This is a genomic window from Humiphilus diazotrophicus, assembly GCF_059726315.1.
The window spans coordinates 817,678-842,675 of the sequence record NZ_AP040870.1; the positions used below are offsets into that span (position 1 = coordinate 817,678).

18 protein-coding genes and 1 riboswitch are annotated in these 24,998 nt (G+C 50.7%); of the genes, 14 read left to right on the plus strand and 4 right to left on the minus strand.

What is annotated here, in order from left to right:
- The first annotated feature begins 402 nt into the window (after positions 1–402).
- Both AC6I7T_RS04935 and AC6I7T_RS04940 read left to right on the plus strand, forming a co-directional pair.
- Positions 403–2,529, plus strand: coding sequence for an FG-GAP-like repeat-containing protein (locus AC6I7T_RS04935; protein WP_497792207.1), 2,127 nt, complete (start codon positions 403–405; stop codon positions 2,527–2,529).
- 311 nt (positions 2,530–2,840) lie between these two features.
- Entirely contained in the window at positions 2,841–3,917 is a 1,077-nt protein-coding gene (locus AC6I7T_RS04940; RefSeq protein ID WP_497792208.1) for a T6SS phospholipase effector Tle1-like catalytic domain-containing protein, read from the plus strand.
- 41 nt (positions 3,918–3,958) lie between these two features.
- On the opposite strand, the gene AC6I7T_RS04945 is transcribed toward AC6I7T_RS04940, so the two are convergent.
- Positions 3,959–4,393 carry a PadR family transcriptional regulator gene (locus tag AC6I7T_RS04945; RefSeq protein ID WP_497792209.1) on the minus strand — a complete coding sequence of 145 codons (435 nt, stop codon included), beginning with the start codon at positions 4,391–4,393 and terminating at the stop codon, positions 3,959–3,961.
- 116 nt (positions 4,394–4,509) lie between these two features.
- On the opposite strand from AC6I7T_RS04945, the gene AC6I7T_RS04950 reads away from it, so the two are divergent.
- Positions 4,510–4,914, plus strand: a complete 405-nt coding sequence (locus tag AC6I7T_RS04950; RefSeq protein ID WP_497792210.1) for a NifB/NifX family molybdenum-iron cluster-binding protein — start codon at positions 4,510–4,512, stop codon at positions 4,912–4,914.
- A gap of 184 nt (positions 4,915–5,098) precedes the next feature.
- Positions 5,099–5,962, plus strand: coding sequence for a damage-control phosphatase ARMT1 family protein (locus AC6I7T_RS04955; protein WP_497792211.1), 864 nt, complete (start codon positions 5,099–5,101; stop codon positions 5,960–5,962).
- 40 nt (positions 5,963–6,002) lie between these two features.
- Here AC6I7T_RS04955 and AC6I7T_RS04960 read toward each other — a convergent pair whose 3' ends face one another.
- Positions 6,003–6,566: a hypothetical protein gene (locus AC6I7T_RS04960; protein WP_497792212.1), complete on the minus strand. Its 564-nt coding sequence runs from the start codon at positions 6,564–6,566 to the stop codon at positions 6,003–6,005.
- Positions 6,567–7,501: 935 nt separating this feature from the next.
- Between AC6I7T_RS04960 and AC6I7T_RS04965 the strand changes: the two genes are divergently transcribed.
- The 10 genes from AC6I7T_RS04965 (at position 7,502) to cbpB (ending at position 21,173) form a co-directional block, all read left to right on the plus strand.
- Positions 7,502–10,414 carry a hypothetical protein gene (locus AC6I7T_RS04965; protein WP_497792213.1) on the plus strand — a complete coding sequence of 971 codons (2,913 nt, stop codon included), beginning with the start codon at positions 7,502–7,504 and terminating at the stop codon, positions 10,412–10,414.
- A 7-nt stretch (positions 10,415–10,421) separates the two neighbouring features.
- Positions 10,422–11,540, plus strand: a complete 1,119-nt coding sequence (locus tag AC6I7T_RS04970; protein ID WP_497792214.1) for a VWA domain-containing protein — start codon at positions 10,422–10,424, stop codon at positions 11,538–11,540.
- Positions 11,541–11,827: 287 nt separating this feature from the next.
- Positions 11,828–12,973, plus strand: a complete 1,146-nt coding sequence (hppD, locus tag AC6I7T_RS04975) for a 4-hydroxyphenylpyruvate dioxygenase (protein ID WP_497792215.1) — start codon at positions 11,828–11,830, stop codon at positions 12,971–12,973.
- Between the two features lie 11 nt (positions 12,974–12,984).
- Complete coding sequence (locus AC6I7T_RS04980) at positions 12,985–13,737, plus strand: phenylalanine 4-monooxygenase (protein ID WP_497792216.1); 753 nt, start codon at positions 12,985–12,987, stop codon at positions 13,735–13,737.
- A 560-nt stretch (positions 13,738–14,297) separates the two neighbouring features.
- The gene (hmgA, locus tag AC6I7T_RS04985; RefSeq protein WP_497792217.1) at positions 14,298–15,611 is read left to right on the plus strand and encodes a homogentisate 1,2-dioxygenase; all 1,314 of its coding nucleotides are present in this window, start codon (positions 14,298–14,300) and stop codon (positions 15,609–15,611) included.
- Between the two features lie 14 nt (positions 15,612–15,625).
- Positions 15,626–16,483 carry a hypothetical protein gene (locus AC6I7T_RS04990; protein WP_497792218.1) on the plus strand — a complete coding sequence of 286 codons (858 nt, stop codon included), beginning with the start codon at positions 15,626–15,628 and terminating at the stop codon, positions 16,481–16,483.
- Positions 16,471–17,742, plus strand: coding sequence for a fumarylacetoacetase (gene fahA, locus AC6I7T_RS04995; RefSeq protein WP_497792219.1), 1,272 nt, complete (start codon positions 16,471–16,473; stop codon positions 17,740–17,742). The genes AC6I7T_RS04990 and fahA overlap by 13 nt, the downstream gene beginning before the upstream one ends.
- Before the next feature lie 408 nt (positions 17,743–18,150).
- The gene (locus AC6I7T_RS05000) at positions 18,151–18,954 is read left to right on the plus strand and encodes a hypothetical protein (protein ID WP_497792220.1); all 804 of its coding nucleotides are present in this window, start codon (positions 18,151–18,153) and stop codon (positions 18,952–18,954) included.
- A gap of 190 nt (positions 18,955–19,144) precedes the next feature.
- A riboswitch (cobalamin riboswitch) is annotated at positions 19,145–19,351 on the plus strand.
- A gap of 215 nt (positions 19,352–19,566) precedes the next feature.
- Complete coding sequence (gene cbpA / locus AC6I7T_RS05005; protein ID WP_497792221.1) at positions 19,567–19,677, plus strand: modified peptide precursor CbpA; 111 nt, start codon at positions 19,567–19,569, stop codon at positions 19,675–19,677.
- A gap of 86 nt (positions 19,678–19,763) precedes the next feature.
- Positions 19,764–21,173, plus strand: coding sequence for a peptide-modifying radical SAM enzyme CbpB (gene cbpB, locus AC6I7T_RS05010; RefSeq protein ID WP_497792222.1), 1,410 nt, complete (start codon positions 19,764–19,766; stop codon positions 21,171–21,173).
- A gap of 138 nt (positions 21,174–21,311) precedes the next feature.
- Here the strand turns inward: cbpB and AC6I7T_RS05015 are convergent, their stop codons facing one another.
- Together AC6I7T_RS05015 and AC6I7T_RS05020 are read right to left on the minus strand one after the other, a co-directional pair.
- Positions 21,312–24,041, minus strand: coding sequence for a TonB-dependent receptor (locus AC6I7T_RS05015; protein WP_497792223.1), 2,730 nt, complete (start codon positions 24,039–24,041; stop codon positions 21,312–21,314).
- Complete coding sequence (locus AC6I7T_RS05020) at positions 24,038–24,967, minus strand: DUF6807 domain-containing protein (protein ID WP_497792224.1); 930 nt, start codon at positions 24,965–24,967, stop codon at positions 24,038–24,040. The genes AC6I7T_RS05015 and AC6I7T_RS05020 overlap by 4 nt, the downstream gene beginning before the upstream one ends.
- Between the last annotated feature and the right edge of the window lie 31 nt (positions 24,968–24,998).

Consider the following 24,998-nt stretch of genomic DNA (forward strand, 5'->3'; position numbering starts at 1 on the left):
AGCTCTTCGTAGGAGATACGTCCCGACACTCTCTTTGGTTCCAAATTTATCGAATTTTGTGGAAGTCCTATTCCATGGCTTCCGCAGACATGCTTGCAGTCAGGCCACAAGGCACTCCGCTGTCTGATTCCCTGCAGCCACCTAAAACAGCTTGCCGATATCTCGCAAACAATTCTCCTGTAGGCTTTTTCAGAAATGTGGCTCGGTCCTAGAGCAAAGCATGATACAGTTGCTGGCCTTGGATTTTCGTGACTGCTTCCCTCACTCACGGGACGAGTGGAGAAGGCATATCAATCCCAGGTCCAATGCAAGAGCTCGTCAGTCATCTATTTTTGCCGCTGTCACGCCACCGGCCTTTTGAAAAGGTAATTCCTGCTGGGCATGCGGCAATGGAGATAGTCTATGAATTCTCTTGATTTCTTCGCCTATGGGAGGCTATTTCATATCTTGCGCAAGACAAAGATACTCTTAGTAGCCATCATTCTTCTCTCCATAACCTGGATCAGTCAGGGTGAGCAACAATCCCTCGCAGCAAAACTTTCAACCACTACACAACTTACTCTCTCCTCGAACTCAACGACACAAGGAAAGTCGATTACACTGACCGCAACAGTGACAGCTTCGGGCAAACCCGTAAGTCCCGGACAAGTGATCTTCTGCGACGCATCTGCCATCTATTGCGCAGACGGAGCCGTGTTGGGCACAGCACAACTACAGAGCAACGGCACGGCCAAAATCAAGCTGCTGCTTGGAATTGGAACCCATGGCCTTTCGGCAACGTTCAAGGGAACAAATGCCTATGCTTTCAGTTCCTCAGCCGCACAGACAGTAGATGTTACCGGGTTCTACCCTAGTACTACAGTAATCTCGAAAGCGGGAGGCCCGGGAGTATACAGTCTTCAAGCAATCGTAAATGTACGCGAAGAACCTCGTCTTACAGGAACAGTATCTTTTTTAGATTTAGCCAATAACCGTAGTTTGGGAACTCAATCGATCAGCAACCTCAACACAACCTGCTGCCTATCCTCGCCCTCTTCCTACATAGCCGGTTACGGGCCCATTTCAATTGTCACAGGAGATTTCAACTTCGATGGAATCCCGGATTTGGCAACAGCGAATTTCACCGACAACACGCTAAGTGTCCTTATGGGAGCTCCTGCGCATCCAGGGCAATTCTTACCCGCAACGAATTACCCTGCAGGAAGCGAACCTAACTTTGTCGTTGCCGGAGACTTCAATTCAGACGGCCTAGTGGATTTGGCCTTGCTCAGCGAGGACGGAGATACATTACGCGTCTTTATAAATGACTTCGCTCATCCCGGGAGATTTCTTTCACCAGTAGTGTATCTGGTTGGCTATACACCAAGCGGAGCAGCGGTGGGAGACTTTAATCAAGATGGCATTCTAGATATAGCCATTGCCAACTCAAATTACGCTAGCGCAGGAGAAAGCAGCATCGGACTGATGTTTGGTGACTCCGCGCATCCGGGGCAATTTCTCCCCCAAACTAAGCTCATCGACACAGACTACCCACTTTCGATTGCTGCCGGAGATTTTAATGGAGATGGGGTATTGGATCTTGCAGTAGCCAATCTTACAAGTATGGGAGTTTTTCTTGGAGATCTCGCCCATCCCGGACAATTTCTGTCCGAGGTAACCTATCCTACCGGCAACAATGGGTATCTTTTGAGCATCAGCGACCTGAATCGAGATGGAATGCCCGATATAGCTATGACCGTCATTGTTGGCAATTCCGGAGGACTCGAAATCTTCCTAAATGATCCTGGTCATCCCGGACAATTCCTTTCACCACAGCTTATTCTGACCAACGGCTTAGTATATTCTGTGACTTCCGGAGACCTCAATGGAGATGATATTCCGGACCTAATCATCGGAAACTATTCAAGATCCCAAATCTCTGTTTATCCGGGGGACCCGAGTCATCCGGGACAGTTTTCTCCAGCAATCAACTACCCAGCAGGCGGGGAATCAATGCAGGTTACCGTATCCGATTTCGATGGCGACGGTTTGGTTGATATTGCAGTAGCAAATTCCGGCTTTGAGAGTAACACTGCAAGCATTCTGCTTGGACAGAGAGTACAAGAGGCAACGTTGAAAATATCGAATGTCGCTCTTGGTCCTGGATCTCACTATGTCGCAGCCAGCTACTTCGGCAATAGCAGCTATTACGGCAGCGGCTCCTGCTCGATCCTTTTGGAAGCAACTGCTCCTTCCGCCCCCATCATCAGCAATATCCAGGTTACCCACATTACCGCCACCTCTGCCACCATCACTTGGACTACCAATGTGCCAACCAATGGTGGAGTGGAGTACGGCTTGTCGACTAACTTCAACCTGCAAACCCCTTGGGTTCAACAGATCTCAACCAATCATTCCTTTACCTTAACAGGATTGTCTCCAGCAGCCATCTATGGCTATCGAGTAAAAGCTGTCTCCTTCTTTTCAGGATGTACGCATTGGACAACCTTTGCTCCCGCCGCAATGTTTACTACGGGTCCGCCTGTATAGCAGATCTATCCTATTTACCTGCTGTGCGCCGATAGTCTCGGAGCACAGCAGGAGGAAATGTAATCTCCATTCTTGCTAAATGCCAAAAATCCATCTCCTGACACATTCTCGTATAGGTATAGACATGTTTACCTGGAGACCCCGGCCTTTAGAGAAAAGGTGCCAAAGAATTTATGCTTGGGGATACATCGGTATAAGAAATGCTCCAAAGTCGGAAAGCTTTCTCCCAAAAGGCTCAAAGACATCCTTAGTTTGTTAAGCTTTAACTTAACAACTAACAATAACAATGGACCTTGATCAGGAGATCGGCTGTGCCTAAAAATATTGCGCTCTGCATCGACGGGACGGGGAACGAATTCGGGGAGAACAACTCGAATGTGGTCAAACTCTATTCTGTATTGAACTGCAGTGATTGTGATGGGCGCAGGCAGATCGCCTATTACCACCCCGGCCTGGGCACTATGGGCTCTCGATATGCCTTGTCGAAATCCATGCGATGGTGGACCAAAACCTGCGGCCTCGCCTTTGGCTATGGTCTCAGTACAGTTTTGGAAGACTGCTACTCCTTCTTGATGGAAAACTATGAAGAAGGAGATTCAATCTTCATCTTTGGATTTAGTCGCGGCGCCTATTGCGCCCGGGCGCTAGCTGCAATGATCTATATGTATGGCCTCGTCCAGAAAGGCAATGAACCCCTGATTCAATACGTCATAAAGATGTTCAAGACAAAGAATAGGGGACAAAAAGATTTCGAAATGGCCGGGCGCTTCAAAGCCACCTTTTCCCGCCCCTGCAAGATACATTTTGTAGGAGTATGGGATACGGTCAGTTCCATCGGCTGGTTGTATGACCCGCTAACACTTCCCTTCACAGCAATGAATCCGGACGTCGAAATTGGCCGTCATGCCATTTCCATCGATGAGAGGAGAGCCGCCTTTCGCCAAAACCTCTGGAGAGTCGATCCGAAACACTCGCAGGATATCGAACAAGTCTGGTTTGCCGGAGTACATTCGGATATCGGCGGAGGATATCCGGAAGCAGAGAGCGGTTTAGCTAAGATTCCTCTGCAGTGGATGATCGAAGAGAGCGCACAACATGGGCTCTTCATCGAGGAAAGCAAAAAGAACGATGTTTTAGGAATTTCAGATCCGAGGAAATGTAAACCCGATTGTATGGGTCCCCTTCATAAGTCGCTGAAGGGCTGGTGGTGGATTCTGGAAGTCTTTCCACGCAGACATTACGATACGAGATTCACTCCTCCTATACGTAGATGGAAAATCCCCTTGGCCTCGCCGCGCTATATTCCCGAAGGATCAACTATTCATCCCTCTGTGGCTGAACGTAGGGAAAGAGATCCACAATACCGCCCAGTCAATCTACCCCAATGATTGGGTAGATCAGGGTTCGAACAAAGCCAAATTTCCCTTAGTCATTTATCGATAACGTCCTCGGCAAACGAGATCATTGCCTTACCGAGCGTTTGCATCAGCCTGGCCCATTCCTGCAGGTGAGCATGACCGGTTTTGGTCAACGAATAGTTTCTTCGTGCCGGTCCGTCGGCCGCCTCCCAGGAAGAAACAACATACCCGTTGTGCTCAAGTGTGCGAAGAGTACGATATAACGCTGCACCATCAATCGTAGAACCCGTTAGAACATATCGAGGCAGGCACTCCGCTATTTCATAACCATAGGACTTCTTCTTCTCTTGCAGAATTCTCAAAACGAGAGGCTCGATAAACCGATAGACGTTCCCCATAGCACAGACACAAGGAACCTCTCCCCTGTGCCGTTTACAGTCACGTCCTCTTGAAACAGCAGGCTTCGCCTCCTTCGCTTCCTTCTCTAGAGTATTGCGCGTTGGCACCGCTTTTTCTCCCGTGACGACATTCCCCATCTAGATGTATATTACATCTATCAAAGCCCTGGAATTCCATAACCATTGAATGAACAGGAATTCGCCTGAGAGTAGAGAATGTTTCCATGAGTAAAGTTGCAGTAATGATGTCAGAAAATCGTCAAGAAGCTCAATTGTCAGCACACTTTGGCAAAGCCGAATGGATCATGATCGCCGATACAGAGACCCGGACATTCGGATTTCTGAAAAACGAGGGCGGCAACGGGAAAGAGGTCGTTGAGTTCCTTATCAAGCAAAATTGTTCAGACGTAATCTTTACCGAAATCGGGGAAGGAGCACGGCAACAACTGCAGGCTCAAAAGATCCAGGGTTGGCAAGCCCCGGCCGAGTTGACCGGACAACAGGCTCTACAGATGTTTGAGCACACGCAACTCTGTATGTCCAAGGCTGCAGCCGGACATGGACACTCCTGCGGATGTCATTCCGAGCCAAAACAGGAACAAAAGCACTGCTGTGGTGGCTGCAAATAGAGGGATCTTGTTCTGCTACGGGAGCAATCCGAAGCAGTTACTCATTTGTACGGAAGAGATCCCATGCAATCCCAAATTGCTCTAGAATGCGTAGGGCAGTGAAATAGAACCGGACAAAGTGCTGAGTACCGATGTCTGCCAATTCTTGGATATGGGCTGAGCGCAAGATCCTTGGAGTTTGGATATGAGTCTTCCACTAGATTGCATCCCGTGCTTTGTCCGAAACGCTCTTGCCTCTGCGAGACATATAACAGATGACTGCAAGGTACACGAGCAAATCCTAAAGGAAGCTCTCCAAATCGCTGCATCATCTGATTTGAATCAATCTGCACCTCAGCTAAGCCAGCAAATTCACCGCCGCTTGCGTGAACTCACCGGAGCTACAGATCCATATCGAGATATAAAAAAGCAATTTGATGCGTTGGCATTGTCTCTCCTCCCGGACTTAAGAGCACAAATCTCCGAAGCCAAAGACCCTCTTGAATATGCCGTCAGGGTCGTTATCGCAGGAAATATCATCGATCTCGGAGTAAATGTAGATCTAAAGGAAGAGGAGGTAAAACAGTCACTCCACCAGATTATGACGGAACCCTTTGCAGGGGATCTGGACCAACTAAAGACAGCGCTTTCCCAAGCGCAACGAATTCTCTACCTTGCCGACAATGCCGGAGAGATTATTTTCGACAGACTTCTGATCGAGCAACTGCCAAAACATTCTGTAACAGTAGCGGTGCGCGGCAACCCCGTTCTGAACGATGCAACCCTCAGCGATGCATATGTCGCTCGCATTGATGAGATTGCAGAGCTGATCGATAACGGATCGGATGCTCCTGGAACAGTTTGGGAAGATTGTTGCGAGAGTTTCAAAAACCATTTCAAGAAGGCAGACGTGATCATCGCTAAGGGACAGGGTAACTTTGAAACCCTACGTGATTCCGATGCGAATATCTTCTTCATGTTGAAGGTGAAGTGTTCCGTGGTTGCAGCACAAACCGGCTATAGTCTCGGGACGCAAGCACTGATCCATTCCCAGGCCAAAATCGCTTAGGACATCCTGAAGACTTTTCGTAACGGGTAAGACCAGATATTTAAGGCTCTTCAAGCCCGGACACGATATCGCCAAAACCTTGCTCGCGAGCTTCCGAGAGGAGAGCCTTTTCGATTCCGAGAGTATCCAGATAGACTGCTTCCTTTTTCTTATCTAGAACAATGATGCGAGCACGGAAGACTCGAACAAGGTGTGGGCCATATTTAAGGTTGAATCCGCGGTAGCCAAGGCTAACAGCGGTAGGGACATCTCCCGGTTCCCGTGAGGAACCAAGATTCCGGAGAATGCTCGCCGCTTTCTCTCCGGATATCGTCCACTTAGGATTCGGTCTGCCGCTAAACACGTCGAATTCTACTTCTAAAGATTTAATCTGTGTGACAGTTCCCCGGTTATCCAGACAGAGCAAGGGATGCGTTTGATTGACACTGCGCTGTGCTATTGCAGCGCTATCGAGAAGGCCCCAAAGCAAGCCCGCCAACAACACACAACCTATTGCACCGGATAGAGATAGACTTGTTTTAGAGAAGACACAAGAGGTAATGCTTTCTGGTTCTTTTCCGGCATCTTTACGATCAAGCTGTGTACACGCCATCCCATCTTGCATTGGGGGCCCCTTTCCTCAAGCCGATCAGCCAGCAACATCCGCTGTAAACAACCACTTATCGAAGCATCGGCGAACGTTCCGAAATATACGCCAAATAGTCTCAGATCTTCGGAAAAGACTTCGTGACCTGGCACACCCACAGGAAGAACTATTTCTCTCGAATCAAGGGCGACAGGAATAGCAATCTGCTCTTTTCTTCCAGGCTGAGAAAGAGTCGGGAATATGATATTTGTAACTAGTTTGTAATTTTGATATTACCAACAAGCCAACGAGAGGTATAGGATGGCCCTACTCCATCTAGGGGGCTCGACGGGCTGCTGCTCCCGTCCAAGTCCAAAATGGCTTGCATCGATTTGAAAAAAAAAGATCAACATACAACTTTCAATTCTTAAATTGCATTCCTTCTCCACTAGAAAGTCGTCACGGAATTGTCGTAAAGTAGTCCGCGCCGGGCTATTCAGGAGCTAGTCATCCTCCTCCGATTGTCGACAACCGGAATACGGGCTCCGAAAGCCGCCGTGTACGACGGAAGAAAGTTCGTACGTTTTGGGCCAATCTGGAATTAAGCTGAGTCTCAATTAATCGCAGTTTATCGGTTTTGCTTCCGCGCAACTTCGCTTGTGGCTAGCGAACTATTCCATGGAAGATCAGGAGTCTCCGTCATGGTGCCGAACTGCTCTAAGAGAACGTTCCCCCTTCGTCTGTCCCTTCGCCTAACTGCTGTCATATCTGTGTGTACATGCCTGTCTCTCTACCCGGGCCACGTAGTTCAGGCGGCTTCTAGAGCAGACCTACCGGATGCCCATGCAAACGAGAATCGCCCCTCGTCAGCGCCAACAGATCCTGAAAGAACAATCGTTGTACCCGGACCGCTTGAGTCCCTGGAACGGATGGCCGGTATTAGTCCTAAGATTTCTGCACCGGAACTGTTACCCATGCTTGCGCACCAGGCGACAGTGCATGGATATGAGGGATCAAGGCCAACAGAGTACCTGATACTGGTTGGCCGCTATCTTCGCCAAGCGAAAGAGCTTCAAGCCTTGGCTGGTCCGGATGAAACGATTAAGGTTAACGGCTGTAGCGACGCCAATCGACTGATTGAAATCCTCGGCTACCGCTTGCGCGCAGGGTGTGGGACAAAGTCCTTCTCGCTGGAAACCGCAAATCCGGAACGAGCTTTCATAACAATCGACTCAGGGTTTCCTCTCGTTCAACTGGAGGAGGCCTTACAGGCCAACGCACCTTTTGTTCATCCCTATCATTCTGTCGCTGTTCCCATACTCTTCAGCGAAGCTGACTGGGCAAAGCTAAAGACAGGTCAGCGGCGGACCTCCGGTGGGCTGTTGGATATTCTGATCAACGACCGGACGATAGCGCGCCTTTACTATTCACTTTCGAAACAGGATTCCGAGACCAGATATGCTCTGAAGCAATCTCCTGGACTCCAAAACCTGCTTCCCTACGGACAAGTTCTGGATTTTTACGGCAGCCAAATCTCCATCCGTTCCGGGCGCGTAGTAATTCCGGGCGGGGAGAGCGCTCAAGCTGCGTGGAAAGAATTGGTAGGCGCCGGGCCGGATGCTCCTGGGCAATTCGTCATGAAGTTGATCTCGAAAGATAAGGGATGGCTGGCCGCTTATTTCGACAACCTATCCAGAGTCAACCTGGAGCAACAAAAGCATCTGACCCAGATGCCCAGGCTAAAGCGAGCCTACAGTGCCTTGCACTCCTTTGATTCAGATAAACCTGCGACGGAAGGAGTCTTCCGCAGATCGCCTAACCTGTTGGTTCTCCTGTCACGTGTCACCTGGGACGAAAACGGCGATCCTCATGTTCCTGGAGGATTGGCAGTATGGAAGGAGATGCTGCAGCGAAAGCTAACGCCAAAGACGATCCGCGAATGGGATAAGCGAGCTCATATATGGGATAGCCAAGAGCAGTTCTTTGAAGGTATGACAGCCCTCTCCCGTGTTGAAACCGAAATCGGTTCGCTCCCTACCTATCTTGTAACCCTGGAGATTGACCGTAATCGGGGTCCGGGCCATGCCCTTACACCTGAAGCCTTACGAGTTATCGCAACAAAGTTTTCTCAATTCAGCTCCTGGTATCCGGTATTTGCCGAATTTCCCGCCCTGGATGATGCCTCTATCATCCGCTTTGTAAATTCCGCTGACGCAATCGACAAACTCTCAAACAAAACTTTACGGGCAAACACCGACGGATCGTTTCAAGCTCTTCTGGGACTTTGGCAAATCTTCGCAAGACAAGGACAGATCTCCACGAAGGATATGACGACCTCATGGCTAAAGATCGTCGATCCCTTTGCCTCAGTCACGACCCCTGTACAACTCTTCGACACCACGCGCGGCTGTCTCGGGAATTTGCTGGCCACAGCAGGAGGAGATTCCAAGGCAACGCAGGAAGAGATTGTGAACCTGCTCGCAGGACCTTCGCAAAATAGCCCCGACGGTCAACATGTCCATCAGGAACTGGCCAATAGAATGCTATCGGTATTGGACGATCAACGGCTCGTCTCCCTCGATACTCTTTTTGCTCTCAGCGATGGGCTAAAGGATATGGAGAAGACAGGCGCGAAGGGTGACAGCCTGCTGCCTTTGGCAGCGGAATTACGCGAATTCGAACTTCCCCGCCCGATCTTTACCAATAATGAAAAGATCCTCTGGGCGCCGGAGATCTACACTACCCATCACGCCGAATTGCAGCTACGGACAGACCTGACAAAGACTCTTCAGGGACCAAACTCACCGGAGAAGCTGGAATCCGCTCGCGGACAATTATCTCCATTCCTGCGCGACCTGCTTGTGGGCTTGAACTACGCCTATTACGAACCACCAGGCGCTCAGATGCTTCACCACAATCCCCTATTTGTGCGCTCCCATGACTTTCTCGGGATTTCAATTCTGGGCGCAGAGCGACTATGGGGGGCACCGATGTTGCTGGGAGTCGGAACAGCAGCCGGTGGTGGAGCCTACCTGATGGGATCTCTGGCAGATCTCTCCTATGCGCTGGCCACTGCGGAAGAAGACTTTATCGCTCCTAAGTACGTACAGGCATTGATCTGGAAAGAACTGGTTCCAGTCCTCGTCTCCAGCTCCACACTTCCACGCTGGTGGGGAGTAACAAAAAACGAACTCCACGCAGCTACGCTTTATCAAAAATCCGGCGAAGAAATTCTCACTGCCGCAAGCACCAATCCTCAGCTGCGAAATAAAGTACTGGAGATACTCTCCGATCGCATAGAACCGCAGCGGTTGGAAAAACTGGCGAATGCCTTGCTTCGCCCGAACAATTCCGCCGATGGCCTCTCACGAGTGACGCCGGCCGACACCTCTTATCTAGCTGCAATAATTCGCAGCCGATTCCCCGATGAGTCGGCGAACTGGGGCCCGGCGAATCAAGAACTGGAAAAGCTAAGAAGCAGTAGCGGAAAGGAAGTCTCCTGGGAGCAGATCTCGCGCGACTTCGGAGTGCCGCATCCGACGCTGGCGCATTCCAATAGCCGTGAGCTGCTGAATACGAAACCTTTCCCTGTCTTCGGCGGAGATGCAGGACGCATGTTTGCCGAGTCTTTTGAGTCCAGCAATCTCTATTGGGCTCGGCTCGCTGATGAAATGGGCTATTCGCCCGTGGCTCTGAACACACTTGTTCCGGAGCTCACCAGGCAGACGGTCGAGAACATCTTCGCAACCGATTTTGAAGATTGGCCTGCTGTGCTTCGCGCTATGCGCGAAGCAGGCGATGAATTTCGCCAAGGCAAACTGAAGCAAGTACCAGCAACCACCGCCTCCTCCAGATCGGAGCAAACGACAAATGCAAGCGTGCAATAGAGGGACCATGACCAAGAAATATATTTTGTATCTTTGCTTTGCACTTTTCCCCATCTATGGCGGCGACGTAGGAAAGGCACAGAAGGACGCCTCTCGGATCTACGTCAACGTCGTTATGGTGCAGCTCAATGTAGCCGTTACTGACAATAAAGGGAGGTACGTCAGCGGTCTGAGTCCAGAGGACTTCATCATCACCGAAGACAGCATTCCCGAAAAACTTGCTACTTTCGAAGAGGGCAACCAACCGGCATTGAAACTTATCGACAACGGGCCTACACATAATGTTTTGCAGGCACAGGCGCAAGGTCACCCCAAGCCATGGGAATCAAAGCTGGTTGCCTCAGGAACGGCAACTCAAACGACACCAGACGGGCTAGGGCCTGATGGAAATCCTGAAGAGGCTCCTAATATATTCATCCTCTTCGATACCAGTAACTATATGTATCGCGGATTCGTTTTCGCACAGGATTCCATCTCGGATTTCGTTCGTTCGCTGGAAGGGGTTAACAGAGTAGCGCTCTACTCCTATAGCCGCGATCTTGATCGAGTTACCTCACTCACCCCCGATCGCTCGCAGGTGCTGCGCGGAGTTCGCAAGACAGTAGCCGGAGACGATGCTGCGCTCTACAACGCGTTGTTGATGACGGTAAAGGACGCTGCCCTCTTGCGAGGAAAGAAAGCAATCGTCGTCTTCTCCAACGGTCCCGACAACGCCAGCCTGGTTCCGCCTGAAGATGTGCAGGAACTCGCTCAGTCAACCGGCACCATCATCTACATGATCAGTACTCAGGCAGCTGAGGCTGAGCCTGTCTCCACTGCTGTCTTTACACGTATGAGTAAAGCAACCGGTGGCCGAGCCTACTTCTCCAGAAGCTGGAGAGATGAAAAGCAGGCCTTCACCTCCATTCGCGATGACCTGGCCCACCTCTATACCTTGAGTTACTATCCGCAACCGAACCCGAACCGCGGATGGAGAACAATCAGTGTCAAACTGGCGGGTAAGAATCCACACAAGTACCGCATCAGAACGCGCGATGGCTATCGTCTGCTCAATCCGACACAGCTGTTAGGAGCGAGTTACACTCCGCCACCCACCTCTCAACCCGCTGCTCAGCCGCCCCAATAAGCAGAGCTAAGATGTCCTCCCCAACGGAGTCCATACGATCAGGTACTTTATGAACCGATCATATGGACCTCCGTCTAGAACAGCCAGAATGCAGATGCGGTCTAGTGCTTTTGCAGCTGGAGCCCTGCATGCACTGAATCGAAGCTTTCTTCCGAATTTGATTTAAGCTTCTTAAGCTTTCTGCTTCTCTTTCTTTATAATCACCCTTCCCTGTGATGTTTTTAGAGGCCTATCCTGCTTGGGTCGCTGGAATGCGACCTGCCTTCCAGCAGAAACGGACTTCCCCTATGTGTGCCGCTACTACTACTCTTCCGGAATCTCAATATCCTTCGTCCCAAAGTAATCAAGACTTTCTCCCCCTAAAGGGCACAGACCACGTTGAGTTTTACGTCGGCAACGCCCGGCAGGCGGCGTACTTCTACCGTGTCGCCTTTGGCATGTCGTTTGTGGCTTATGCCGGACCAGAAACCGGCATGCGAGATCGTGCCTCCTATGTTGTCCAGCAAGGGAAGATACGCTTCGTCTTCACCACTCCGTTACGCAAAGACAATGCCATCGCAGATCACATCTATCACCATGGAGACGGGGTACATTCTGTAGCCCTCTGGGTCGATGACGCGAACTCTGCCTGGCAGGAAACAACGAGACGGGGAGCCATCAGCGTGCAGGAGCCCTATACGCTGGAAGACGAGCATGGCCGAACAGTACTTTCAAGCATTCGGACCTATGGTGACACCATTCATACCTTCGTCGAGCGGGGAGCATATGACGGACCATTTCTTCCCGGCTTTCGTATTATCGAAAACGACCCGGTAGCACGGCCTGTCGGACTTCTCCACATCGATCATATGGTTGGGAATGTCGGCTGGAATGAGATGAACAAATGGGTCAACTTCTATTCCCAAGTGATGGGCTTTTCTCTCTACCAGCACTTCGACGAAAAGGACATCTCTACCGAATACTCGGCTCTCATGTCGAAGGTTATGGCCAACAGCACCGGCTATATCAAATTTCCCATCAATGAGCCCGCAGAGGGGAAACGCAAATCTCAGATCGAAGAGTATCTCGACTTCTACTACGGTCCTGGAGTACAACACATTGCGCTAGCCACGAATGACATTCTGTATACCGTCGGTAAGCTTCAGGAACAAGGCGTGGAATTCCTCCGCGTGCCGCACACCTACTACACGGAACTGCAGGAGCGCGTTGGCAAGATCGACGAACCAGTAGATGAACTCGAGCGACTGGGCATCCTTGTCGATCGCGATGATGAAGGCTACATGCTGCAGATCTTCACTCGCCCGGTGGAAGATCGCCCCACACTCTTCTACGAGATCATTCAACGCAAAGGTAGCCGCAGCTTCGGTAAGGGAAACTTCAAGGCACTCTTTGAGGCTATCGAACGGGAGCAACAGGCACGCGGGAATCTGTAGCAGGAGAGAATATGGCCACCAAGACACTTTCCGCAGCGGCTCCCTATCTTATTCGTCAAGATTACGGCGCTTATACCGACGAGCAACACAGTATCTGGGCTGAGCTCGTCGGCCGCGTTCTCCCTGAGCTCGAAAGGCACGCTGCACAGGAGTACTTGGCCGGTTTTGAAATTATCGGATTACAGCGCGACCACCTGCCGAATCTCTCCGATGTAAGTGCCCGGCTGGAACCCAGAACGGGATGGAACTCCACCCCGGTGAGTGGTTTTCTTCCGCCGCAAGCTTTCTTTGAAATGTTGGCTGCACGTCGTTTTCCTACGACAGTCTGGTTGCGCAGCCGTGACTCTCTCGAGTACACTCCTGAGCCGGACATCTTTCATGATGTCTTTGGACACGTCCCTATGCATGCACACCCGGTCTTTGCCGATTTTCTTGAACGCTATGGCCGAGTCTGTGCATCCATCTCCGACGAAGCAATCCTGGAAAAACTTTCCCATCTCTTCTGGTATACGGTAGAGTTCGGATTGATCCGGCAAGATGGAAAAATTAAAGCTTACGGAAGCGGACTCATCAGTTCCCACGGTGAATGCTTGAACGTTATGGAAGGACATTGTGCCGTACGGGAATTCGATCTCGACGAAGTGATAAATACCCCGGTGAAGATCGATGAGCTGCACAAGTTATTGTTTGTTGTAAATAGCTTCGAACAAATCTACGAAGCAATGCACGAAGCAGAAAAGCGAGCTATCAACCACCGCCTATAGAGACGGTTTTCTATTGAAGTGGAGTAAAGCATGCGCAAGAAAAAGGGCCTCTCGCAGGAATCGACACCCGCAATGAACAACCTTCCGGGAAACACCTTAAATCAAAAGAAACCGAGGCTGGTATTTTGGCGGGCAAAAGGATCGTGTTCCGGCACAGTTATCACCGATTCTGATTTCTACAAAAATCTAGCCAACGACAATCAAGAGAAAATGGGTCCTCAAAAGGAGGAGGGTTCTTATCTGGAAAAGACTTTGGTATCACAAGGCATACGATAAGAATTTGAAATTGAGAAGGTAAAGGAAATATCTGCAGGCTTTGTACAGGGTAGTTCCATATCTATTGGACGAAAGCCGAATGGCCTATACTTTTCAGGGAATAATAGCTCAAATACCGGTAACCGGAGGATACTTCCTTCGCAAGCACTACCCGGTTCCCGGTATCGAGCTTCAACCACTCCAATCCTGGTTCTTTTCATCTCACTTCGCAGCTAGGGAAATACCGGCTACAAGAGTTTGATTCGAAGCCGCAAATAACAACACGACAAGGTGGGTTCCAATCCGTGGAAAGTGGAATTTCGTATCAATCGGGTTTTGGCAACGAATTCGCCACTGAGGCAGTTACAGGAGCGTTGCCCATCGGGCAGAATGCTCCTCAAAAGCATCCTCTAGGTCTCTACACAGAGCAATTCAGCGGAACCCCATTCACCGCTCCCCGGGCACTCAATCGACGGACCTGGACTTATCGCATCCGCCCCTCAGTCACGCACAAACCTTACCAGGAAATCCCCTCTCGATTCATCCGTAGCGGCCCCTTTAACGAGACACCCACTACGCCTAATCAGCTGCGCTGGAATCCACTTCCTATTCCCGAAGAACCTACCGATTTTGTCGATGGAATAATGACTATCGGCGGCAATGGAGAACCGTCGATGCAAACGGGAGTTGCAATCCACCTTTATGCGGCCAATACCTCCATGACTGACCGCTTCTTCTATACCGCTGATGGAGAACTGCTGATAGTCCCGCAGCTAGGCAGGCTTCTTCTTCACACGGAGCTGGGTATCCTGGAAACATCTCCCGGAGAGATATGTGTAATCCCCCGGGGGGTAAAGTTCCGTGTCGAGTTACCGGGAAAGCAGGCTCGCGGCTACATCTGCGAGAACTACGGCCAAGCCTTTCGTCTTCCAGATCTCGGTCCCATTGGAGCCAACGGCCTTGCAAATCCACGTGACTTCAAGGCACCTCATGCCGCCTATGAAGATCGCGAAGGAGATTTTCGTATTACCGCAAAATTCCTCGGACGGCTCTGGTCCGCTGCGATTGATCACTCTCCGCTGGATGTTGTTGCATGGCACGGAAACTATGTTCCCTATAAGTATGACCTCGCCCATTTTAATTGCATCAACACGGTTTCTTTCGATCATCCCGACCCGTCGATCTACACCGTTCTGAGTTCTCCTTCAACAATACCCGGCACAGCCAATTGCGACTTCGTCATCTTCCCTCCCCGGTGGGTGGTTGCCGAGCACACTTTTCGCCCGCCCTGGTTTCATCGCAATCTGATGAATGAGTTTATGGGCCTGATTACCGGAGCCTATGATGCCAAAGCCGAAGGGTTTATACCGGGTGGAGCCAGCTTACATAACTGCATGTCCGGTCACGGTCCGGATGCCGAAACCTTCGAGCGAGCCACCGCGGCCGAGCTCAAGCCGCAGTACCTGGATAACACCCTGGCCTTTATGTTCGAGACTCAACTCATTGTGCGTCCAACCGAATTTGCGATGAAGACAAGCATCCTGCAACACGAGTACTATGTCTGCTGGCAAGGCCTCAAAAAACACTTCCGTCCCGAGCGGAGACCGGAGGAAGATTAGCCATCAGTAAAAAAATGAGTGCCATCGACAGCTTACTTTTCGACCTGATCGACTATGCCGGACTGTTCCCCCCATCCGGTCTCGACATCCGTTCTGCCTTCGGTAACTACCTGCGGTACATGAAAGGGAAACACGCCTCCATGCTAGGGCGTTTTGTCATCGATATAGATCGGCTGCCCGAATTGCGTAAGATCGCAGGAGAGACACTTTGGGACATGAAACTAACCATCATTGCCCCACCAACTACCAATTGGGAGAAATTGCCGCTTCTCTTCAATGATGGACTGCCCTTTGACTCTATCGAGATCAAGACCGACCAGCTTGTCGAAATCACGCGCCTCGGCGAAATGATCCCTACCGGAATTGCCACTTACTTCGAAGTGCCTATCTCTCCCGTTGTATCCGAAACGCTCCACGATATCGCTGCCATCGGAGCTCGAGCAAAGCTGCGTACCGGAGGCATCACCTCCGAAGCCTTTCCCCCCTCCGATATCATTCTCGAAATGCTGAAAACCTTAGCCCACCGTTGCATTCCCTTCAAGGTCACAGCAGGTCTACACCATCCGATTCGTTCGCATCACCCCTTCACCTACGAAACCGATAGCCAAACCGGAACTATGCACGGATTTCTAAATGTCTTTCTTGCCGCAACATTGCTTTACTTCGGAGGAGCGCCCTCGGAAGCGAAACAGTTGCTGGAGGAAGAAGATCCGGCAGCCATCTTTACGGCTCCGGATGCTATCTCCTGGAGAGGCTTCCACTGGACTACCGAACAAATTCTTTCCGTTCGAAGGGAGTTCGCCATCAGCTTCGGTTCATGTTCTTTCGAAGAGCCTATTCACGACCTGGAGGCAATGGGATGGCTGACGTAAGAGAAAGCTGGGTACCCGCAGCCAACGATCCAACTTCAGACTTTCCCCTCCAGAATCTTCCCTATGGAGTTTTCCGTCATCAGGGAGAGACACGCATCGGTATCGCTATCGGCAACCAGGTACTTGACCTCCGTGCATGCGCCCAAAAAGGATTACTTTCGGCTCTTCACCAGGAAGCTCTCGATGCCTGTCGCGTTGAGGTGCTCAATCCCCTGATGTGTCTTGGCTCCAGTACATGGTCAGCGTTACGCCAGCAAGTGACGGCTTTGCTCGATGCCAGATGGGAAAAGAAAACCGATGTGGAATCGCTACTCGTTCCTATGAACGAAGTAAAGATGCAACTTCCAGCAAATATCGGTGACTATACCGACTTCTATGCAGGCATCCATCATGCTCTTCGCGTCGGCAGGCTCTTCCGTCCCGATAACCCGCTACTGCCGAATTATAAGTATGTTCCCATCGGCTATCATGGCCGTGCATCTTCTATTGTCATCAGCGGTGAAAACATCCATCGTCCCTGTGGCCAAACCAAGGCTCCCAGCGATACCGCACCTGTCTTCGGGCCGACAAAATCGCTCGATTATGAGCTGGAAATCGGCGTCTTTGTTGGCACTGGAAATCGTCTTGGACACAGTATTCCTGTTGACAACGCAGAGAAACACATTTTCGGACTATGTCTGATTAACGACTGGTCAGCGCGCGACATTCAATCCTGGGAGTACCAGCCTCTGGGCCCTTTCCTGGCGAAGAGCTTTGCGACAACAATCTCTCCCTGGGTAGTTTCCTTGGAAGCACTTGAACCCTACCGCGTCCCCACGCCATCGCGGCCGGAAGGAGATCCAGCCCCGCTGCCACACCTCGCCTCTTCTACGCCTGAGCGAGATAGCATAGACCTAACGCTTGAGGTATACATCCAATCCGAGCAAATGCGCCGCATGAATATCGATCCAATGAGGCTCAGCCGTAGTAATTTGAGCGACCTCTATTGGACTCTATCTCAACTGGTGGCCCACCATACCAGTAACGGCTGCAATCTGCGCTGTGGAGATCTGCTGGCAACCGGCACCATCTCCGGTCCAGATTCCGGTTCCGAAGGATGCCTTCTAGAAAAGCGGCACAATCCCGATCCGGTGCGCTTGCCCAGCGGCGAAACACGGGTGTTTTTGGAAAGAGGAGATCAGATTCTCTTCCGTGCTGTTACGGAAAAGGAAGGGCTGCCAAGAATCGGCTTCGGCGAATGCACTGGAATGATCCTGTAAGGGATGGTATGCCGATCCTGATACTTCAAAGCCTCCCATCATGGCTACTACTTAACTGGATTCGCATGTTCTTTAGTGAACATAACAATAACCAACAAGGCCGACGCAAGAAAGCTATCTTCCGTTCACACCTGAGAACTTCAAGATCAATTCTCATCAGATCTCTCGTCTGAGATAATCGGGAATCTGGATTTTGCATCTATGGTGATTTCAAGCAAAGTCTAAAGAGATTCAGCTATGCCCCACATCGGGAATATTCATCACCCAAGCAATTATTAGATTTTTCTAGGCATTTTTCATCAGACAATCATTACGTTAGTAATAAAGACGGGCTTTTCCAGCGAAGCATTTCTACCGCACTGCCTCAGCCAATATGTATCATTGACACAAACCAATTGAGGAGCTTCCATGTTTTCTCGGGCATTCTTGTCCCGCGTTGGCATTTTGCCAACCCTAGTCGTTGTCTGTCTCATGTCGGGCTGTTCGGGCAAATTGACTCAACGAGATGCCAAGCGCATGATTGAGGCCCAGCTGAAGTTACATGCCGCTGGAGATAACAAGATATCTGGAGCTATCCCCGGCTATAAGATCGAAGGTATGGGCGAAGCTACAGACTCAGAGGCATTTCCGTTGGCAGAACATCAGCCATATGGTTCGCCGAGTGGTAATGGAGGACCATCAAAAGAAGAGATTTTTTACGGACCCCTGCTGGAGTCATTGAGCAAACTCGGATACATAACCGTACAAGAAGAGGATCCTCAAAGTAAAACTGTATCCGGAGTGACGTTGCACTATCCCCATTCACGCACAATACGGTTGACGCCAAAGACAGGCAGCCCCACAGATTCCGCTTCAACGCGTGACTATAGCACCGGATTCAGTTGCTATCCCATGCCGAAGCCCGATCAATGTAACATTCCTCCCCTCGTTGAAATTGGCAAGGACTTCAAGATTAGCGGCATATACCAGGATGATAAGCGCGCCAAGGTTGGCATTCTGATTTCGTGGAAGCTAACCCAGTTCGGCACAGAACTTAAACCATACGCCAGACCGGGCGGAGATCCTTACAGCCAAGCCCTAAGTGACTACCGCGCTAGGTGGGAGCAGTTCCTCACCTCTCATCCAGACTCAGCAGAAGAGCCGGCAACAATCCTCTTCGAGAAGTTCGACGATGGCTGGCACATTGTTGATCAAAGCGGGAAGAGCATATAGGCCAGCAGCTTCAGGCAAAAGCTTGAATCGAAACCTCAAGAAATTGCGCAGCTTTCTCTCATAGGAAGCTGTGCCTCTCAGCTGAGGAAGCACGGCGACAGTTTCAGATCCTGACACGCATGAACCTAAACATCATTCTGTGATCTGGACTATTGTCCACCCCACCCGCTCTCTATAAAATTTCCCCTGACATCTAGATTTGGTTTCGGGTTGCCCTCCAAAGGCAACAGGGAATTCCGGTGAAAAACCGGAGCGGTCCCGCCGCTGTAAGCGAGAAGGCAGCTTCCTATTTACCACTCGTCAGAAATGCCGGGGAAGGTGGAAGCTTCCATTGAGAGCAAGCATTAAGCTCTCTGAACTTGCGAGCCAGAACACCTGACCGAAACCGCGACTCAACGATCTCCGCGTGGAAAACGGGGATGTGGGTTTTTCGTTTTTTGGAGAGAATATCCTTCCTGCCAGCGAAAAGATCCTGCGACAACAATTATTCGTATTCGCGATTCCCTCTTCCGGACCGGAGGATCTTCTGCCGAAATCGGCCAGATCTCTGCACCAGTAAGGAATCTCGCGTTCGGCTTTGTTATTCCATTTTTCGAGGAAGGAGGTGACGTGATGAAGTCCAAGAAGAACGAACCCAGACAACCGGTCATTGCCACGCGAAAAAGTTGTACAGCGAGCGGCACGGGTTTATCTCACTACGTCATGACCGAAACAAAAAAATAGAAGCTACCGACAATAGCTTTACGCACGGCGGATAGTCAAACACCTATCCGCCCCAGAGTTAAGACAAAGAAAAGGATCGCCTCCTCATGGGACTGGAAGCAAAGGGTCACAACAGCTCGTCACGCGGATTGTATTTCAACACAGGTAAAGGAAGCACACTTCAACCAATCGATATCGGCCACGACGAGTACATTGGCTTGGTTGATCCCGACACGGCCTTTTGGGCACTCATCCAAAAAGAGAAACTCGGAGAAGCGTTGACCTCCAGCACATTCCTGCAGCAATACAAACAAAAGGCCAGCAGTTTTGCAGAGGAGATGGCCCGGCTTCGCTTCGATGTGCGGCCCTCTGCCGTGTACTTCAACCCTACGGAGCGCTGCAATCTGAATTGCTCGTACTGCTATTTGCCGGATACAACGCGTCACAATGGCCAACATATGCCAGTAGATCAGGTACTAGTGGCCATGGAGAAATTGAAGCAGTACTTCCGGGTAACTTTGCCTGAAGGATACAAGCCTCAAATAATCTTTCACGGAGCTGAGCCCACATTGAATTGGGAAGCGATGCTGGCAGCGTTCGATCGATATGGCAATGATTTCCGTTTCGGCATTCAGACCAATGGCACAGTATTAGATGACGCTCAATATGATTCCTTGATGGAAAGGAACGTCGCCATTGGCCTATCTCTTGATTCCGCATTGGAAGATATTGCCAGTCGTACGCGCAAAACCTGGGACGGCCATGGCATTTACACCAAGGTTGTTGCTGCCATGGAAAAATTACGTGGTTACTCCAATTACTCTGTCATCTGCACTGTAACCCAGGAGAATCTGGAACAGCTGGTCCCGACAGTTGAATTCTTCCATCAACATGGAGTTACAACTTGCATGCTCAATCCTGTCCGTTGCACTCGTCAGGGAGCACGCAATATTAAACCTGCAGATGAGGTCATTAGCCACCACTATCTAGAAGCACTGCATCGTACCGAAGAGCTCTATCGGGAAACCGGCCGCCGCCTGATTGTGGCAAACTTCGCCAATATTCTCATAGCAATCCTTGCACCGCAGGCACGACGCTTGATGTGCGATATCTCCCCCTGTGGTGGCGGCCGGTGCTTCTTTGCGGTCTCTGCAAATGGAGATGTGTTTCCGTGCAGCGAATTCCTTGGCCTTCCCGCCTTCAATGGGGGCAATCTCTTCCGGGATGATCTCGCTGGAGTCCTAAAGTCCTCGGCCTTCACCATGGTCACAGGAAGGAAAGTAGAAGATATCGATCCCTGTTTCCGCTGTGCCGTTCGCCACTTCTGTGGCTCTCCTTGTCCCGCAGAAGCTTATGAGATGAATGGAGGAATGGATCGCCCTGGGGCCTTCTGTGAACTGTATGAAGATCAAGTCCGCTATGCGATGAGATTGATTGCAGAGAAGCGTCAGGATGCCTATCTATGGGAAGATTGGGACCGCGATACTGTCACTACCTTTGAATGTTCTACTTTGTAGCTTTTTTGGCTATAGAGCTGGGCTGAGTACGATCTCACAAACGATGTATCTGCTGGAGAAAACTTCGGCGCGGCTTTTCCATCAAGAAAAGCCGCGCTTGGCTTTCGCTTGTCCAGACACCGTATTTGTGAAAACGGTCTAGAACAAGAATCGAGTAGCAAACTGAAACTGTCTCGCGGGATCGGCATTTGTAATTCCCGACTTTGGAGAAAGAAAGGTGGCCAGTGGCTTGGCTCCTTCTCCATAGACATTGTTCACCGTAATAAAGTTGTGACGGTTAAAGAGATTATCTGTCTCCACCCGTGTCTCCAGCTGCAATCGCGGATGCACTTGGAACCGCTTGGAAACGGCAACATCTACATCGGCCTGCAATGGCCCACGGAATGAGTTCCTTCCAAACCCCACAGGCCGGTCAACCGCATAACTATCGCCATTATTGTCATCCCCGGTAATCGGATTTACGGGAAGCCCGGAAGCAGTTGTCGCAACCAGAGCAAACTGAGACTTAAAGGGCAATCCAACAAGTGCGTCGGCAACGAACCTGTTCCGTTGATAAAAATCGCTTGGACCCCGCTCGGCGCTCTCTAGATTATTCCATTCGTTCGGTACCCCACTGTTTGCATCCGAATAGAACATCGAATACGCGACAGAATCGGACAGTACATAGTGGGCCGCAAGTTGGAGCCGTTGTCCCACTCGTTCTGTCACACCAACATCGAGTGAATCGTAGATGCTGGAAGCGGTGTTTTCAATAACCGCGATATCCCGCACCGCTAATCCATCATAGGTCTGATATGGACGTGTAGCATTGGCTGCCGCCGCAGCACTGGCCAAGGTACCTCCACGATATTGCCCGGGACCAGTGCGGATAAAGGGCGTGGGATGGTTGATATCGTTGACTCTCATCTGCTTTAACGTATGAGAATGTAAGCCCGAAATAGTCAACACCAGTCCCCCGCCAAGCTGCTGCTCAATACCTGCCGAAACCTGCAATGCGTAGGGATTGGAGAGCTGACTCGGACGCAGGTACAAATCTCTCTTACCGGACGAAGCTCCGGATGGAGGCGTCAAGAGAGAATTCGGGAAGGATGGAAAGCCCGGATCTCCATAATTCAAGGAGTAAGTTGCCGTTGGAGCGTTGGGTCCCAGGGTCCGAAAGCGTCTCGCGATGTAGAGATAATACTGGTCGTAGAAGAGACCGGTGGCAACGCGAACGACGGTCTTTCCATTTCCACGTACATCCCAGGAGAGGCCAACTCGCGGCGCAAAGTTCGCATGATTATCAGTCAAGGTCTGAAATTCATAACGCAAACCAAGGCTGGCGACCAAAGAGGGAGAAAGTTTGAATTCGTCCTGCACAAAAGCATTTATCTCTGTCTGGTCATAACGGAGAAAGGCTGTTCCGAAAGTCTGGCTGTAGCTGAGCGGGTGTTGTCCTGGTTGAGGAGCACCGGAGGCAAACGTGTAGGTCCCATACGGCGTATAGGAATAGTCCTTGGCCTTCAGGTAGGAAACTTCGGCGCCGATCTTCCAGTCGTGTCTGTTCTGGTGGACAGCGAGAAGATCTCCCATGGTGAAGTTTTGGGCATGCACCCAGTTTGAGGTGGAAAACCCCTCAGTACTGTAGTTTGGACGAACAACAGCTACAGAGGTCTGTAACGGAATCGCACTGTCAGGGAAATAATTGACGAAGGAAAACCGCGCTTGATTGATTTTGTTTTCGAAGAGGCTCTGTTCTGTGATTTGACCTCCCCAGGCTTGTGTCCGTGCGTACCGTCCAGTGCTAGGCTGGTTAAAGCCTGAGATACGGTCATTTACATTGTTCGACTCGTAATGGTTTCCATTGAGCCTCACCGCTAAAGAATGCCTGTCCGTAAGCTTATGATCCAAGCGTAGTAGAGAATAGTACTCGTGCACCTGTCCGTCGAAAAAGCCGGGCTTAGGAGACTGTATGTAGGCACCGCGATCCTGCCTGGCACCCTCGTAATTGGCAAAGAAGGTGGTACGCTCATCTCTTAAAGGACCACCGACAGAGCCTCCCCAATCTTCACGTTCGTTGGGGATATGAAAACTGGCTAAGGGAGCCGATGCCTGAATTCCGCTAGGACGGATAAAGGTAAAAGCCTCACCATGATAGTGACTACCCCCTCGGTTGGTCGTCATGACCAGCACACCGCTGGTAGAAGTTCCATACTGAGCCGAGTATTCGCCGGTCAGAACTTTCATCTCGCGGGTGGCACCCAAGGACACCACTTCAATAGGTGCGACCGAATAGATCCAGTCATAGGTAGTGGTTCCGTCCAGAACGTAGGCGGTATTTCTATAGGATGCCGCATTGATGGAAAGACGATTACTGTCCTGATAGTCGGATCCCAGACCGATCGTCTGCCGTACGTGGGGATCGAGAAGGGCAGATTTTGCAACAGAACGAGTCACAGAAGGAAGTTCGTTCAAATCTTGTGAGGAAACAATCTGGCTAACATTCGCCGACTGTCCGGCTAAATCCATCATCTCGCCGGAAACTCGCACAGAGTCATATGCACCGACAATCTCCATTTTGATGTCGATCTGTCGGGCTTCTCCGTCACCTAGAGGCTGAAGCGTTTGAGTAAACGTCCGTAGTCCCTCTGCTTCGATAATCAATGTATAGGCACGGTTCGCTTCAAGAGAACTGAAGCTGTAATTCCCTACCTCGTCGGTTCGAGAGCTTCGTTCCTGCGCCCCGGAACGAAGCGAAACCTTTGCATTGCGGATCGGAGAGGCAGGAGAACCTGCTGTCACAATTCCATGTAGAGTTGTTGTCGCGGCCCATAGCGTGGTGGGCAGGTGGAACACAAGAAACGCGATAAGGACAGGCAAAAACCTCATTTTGCTGCGAACTCCTTGAACTGTCCGGCGACGGAGATGTCTGCCGGATGAACCAAAATCCTGTATTTCAAATGGAGCTTCTTACCGGGTTCGAGAGTCAGGCTCCCATCCGGAATATCTTTCGAAAAATCATGCTGAGCAAAAGGACTGGCAAAAAGCATTCCATAAGGCCGCACGTGCCAGGGAGTTGGATAACGGAAATTTCCGGGGTGATCCATGATCGTGACCCCAACTTTCTCCCCATTGAGATCGGCCTGCCAATCTACCCACGGAGAATGTGTCCCACGTACATGATCGGCGCCTTCAACCCCCGCTGCATTCTGGACCTTACCGCCGTGGCTCTCTTCAAAAGGAGCCGCTAGTCGCAACCCTAGGATGGCATCGTGATCATCCTCAAAGGTGACTTTCTTCTTTGCAGTCAACGTCAAATCGATATCGAAAATTCGATTTTGTTGAGTACCTGCATAAAAGGTCATGCTAAGAGTTTCATCGATGAGGGGCTCCCCTGTGGGGCTTACCCAGTCAGCAGCAATGGTCAGATCACCCTTCTCTTTGCCATTATGGAGGGCTAGAAGACGGCGAAAGAGAATCTTTCCCTTATGAGGGCGATCATAGGAGGGTTCGTTCTCCCAGAAATCAATACCGCTGACACGCTCAGCCCCTATCCATAAACTACGCTGATGTGGATGATCGATAGATTCCCCGGCCGCCTGCTCCATAGGGAACCCCCTGGTTACAATCTTGCCGGAAGCTGTCCGTAGCGGATACATATAAGGTTTGTTGGCATCAAGCCCCCTATGCAGCGAGGTGAAGGGCTTGCCATCGATCGCAATATCGATACGATCATCCTGAGGTTTGATGTCTACCTGAGCAATCGCAGGAAGAGAGAGGCTGCCAAGAAGAACCGCCAGAGCAAATTTATTCATAGATCCCAAGGTTTTGAGCTTTATTTCCAAC

Bases quoted from the DNA above. Each gene is read 5' to 3' on its own strand.
- AC6I7T_RS04935 (WP_497792207.1), top strand. From the start codon at position 403: ATGAATTCTCTTGATTTCTTCGCCTATGGGAGGCTATTTCATATCTTG.
- AC6I7T_RS04950 (WP_497792210.1), top strand. From the start codon at position 4,510: ATGAGTAAAGTTGCAGTAATGATGTCAGAAAATCGTCAAGAAGCTCAA.
- AC6I7T_RS04955 (WP_497792211.1), top strand. From the start codon at position 5,099: ATGAGTCTTCCACTAGATTGCATCCCGTGCTTTGTCCGAAACGCTCTT.
- AC6I7T_RS04960 (WP_497792212.1), bottom strand. From the start codon at position 6,566: ATGCAAGATGGGATGGCGTGTACACAGCTTGATCGTAAAGATGCCGGA.
- AC6I7T_RS04965 (WP_497792213.1), top strand. From the start codon at position 7,502: ATGCTTGCGCACCAGGCGACAGTGCATGGATATGAGGGATCAAGGCCA.
- AC6I7T_RS04970 (WP_497792214.1), top strand. From the start codon at position 10,422: ATGACCAAGAAATATATTTTGTATCTTTGCTTTGCACTTTTCCCCATC.
- hppD (WP_497792215.1), top strand. From the start codon at position 11,828: ATGTGTGCCGCTACTACTACTCTTCCGGAATCTCAATATCCTTCGTCC.
- AC6I7T_RS04980 (WP_497792216.1), top strand. From the start codon at position 12,985: ATGGCCACCAAGACACTTTCCGCAGCGGCTCCCTATCTTATTCGTCAA.
- AC6I7T_RS04990 (WP_497792218.1), top strand. From the start codon at position 15,626: ATGAGTGCCATCGACAGCTTACTTTTCGACCTGATCGACTATGCCGGA.
- fahA (WP_497792219.1), top strand. From the start codon at position 16,471: ATGGCTGACGTAAGAGAAAGCTGGGTACCCGCAGCCAACGATCCAACT.
- AC6I7T_RS05000 (WP_497792220.1), top strand. From the start codon at position 18,151: ATGTTTTCTCGGGCATTCTTGTCCCGCGTTGGCATTTTGCCAACCCTA.
- cbpA (WP_497792221.1), top strand. From the start codon at position 19,567: ATGAAGTCCAAGAAGAACGAACCCAGACAACCGGTCATTGCCACGCGA.
- cbpB (WP_497792222.1), top strand. From the start codon at position 19,764: ATGGGACTGGAAGCAAAGGGTCACAACAGCTCGTCACGCGGATTGTAT.
- AC6I7T_RS05015 (WP_497792223.1), bottom strand. From the start codon at position 24,041: ATGAGGTTTTTGCCTGTCCTTATCGCGTTTCTTGTGTTCCACCTGCCC.
- AC6I7T_RS05020 (WP_497792224.1), bottom strand. From the start codon at position 24,967: ATGAATAAATTTGCTCTGGCGGTTCTTCTTGGCAGCCTCTCTCTTCCT.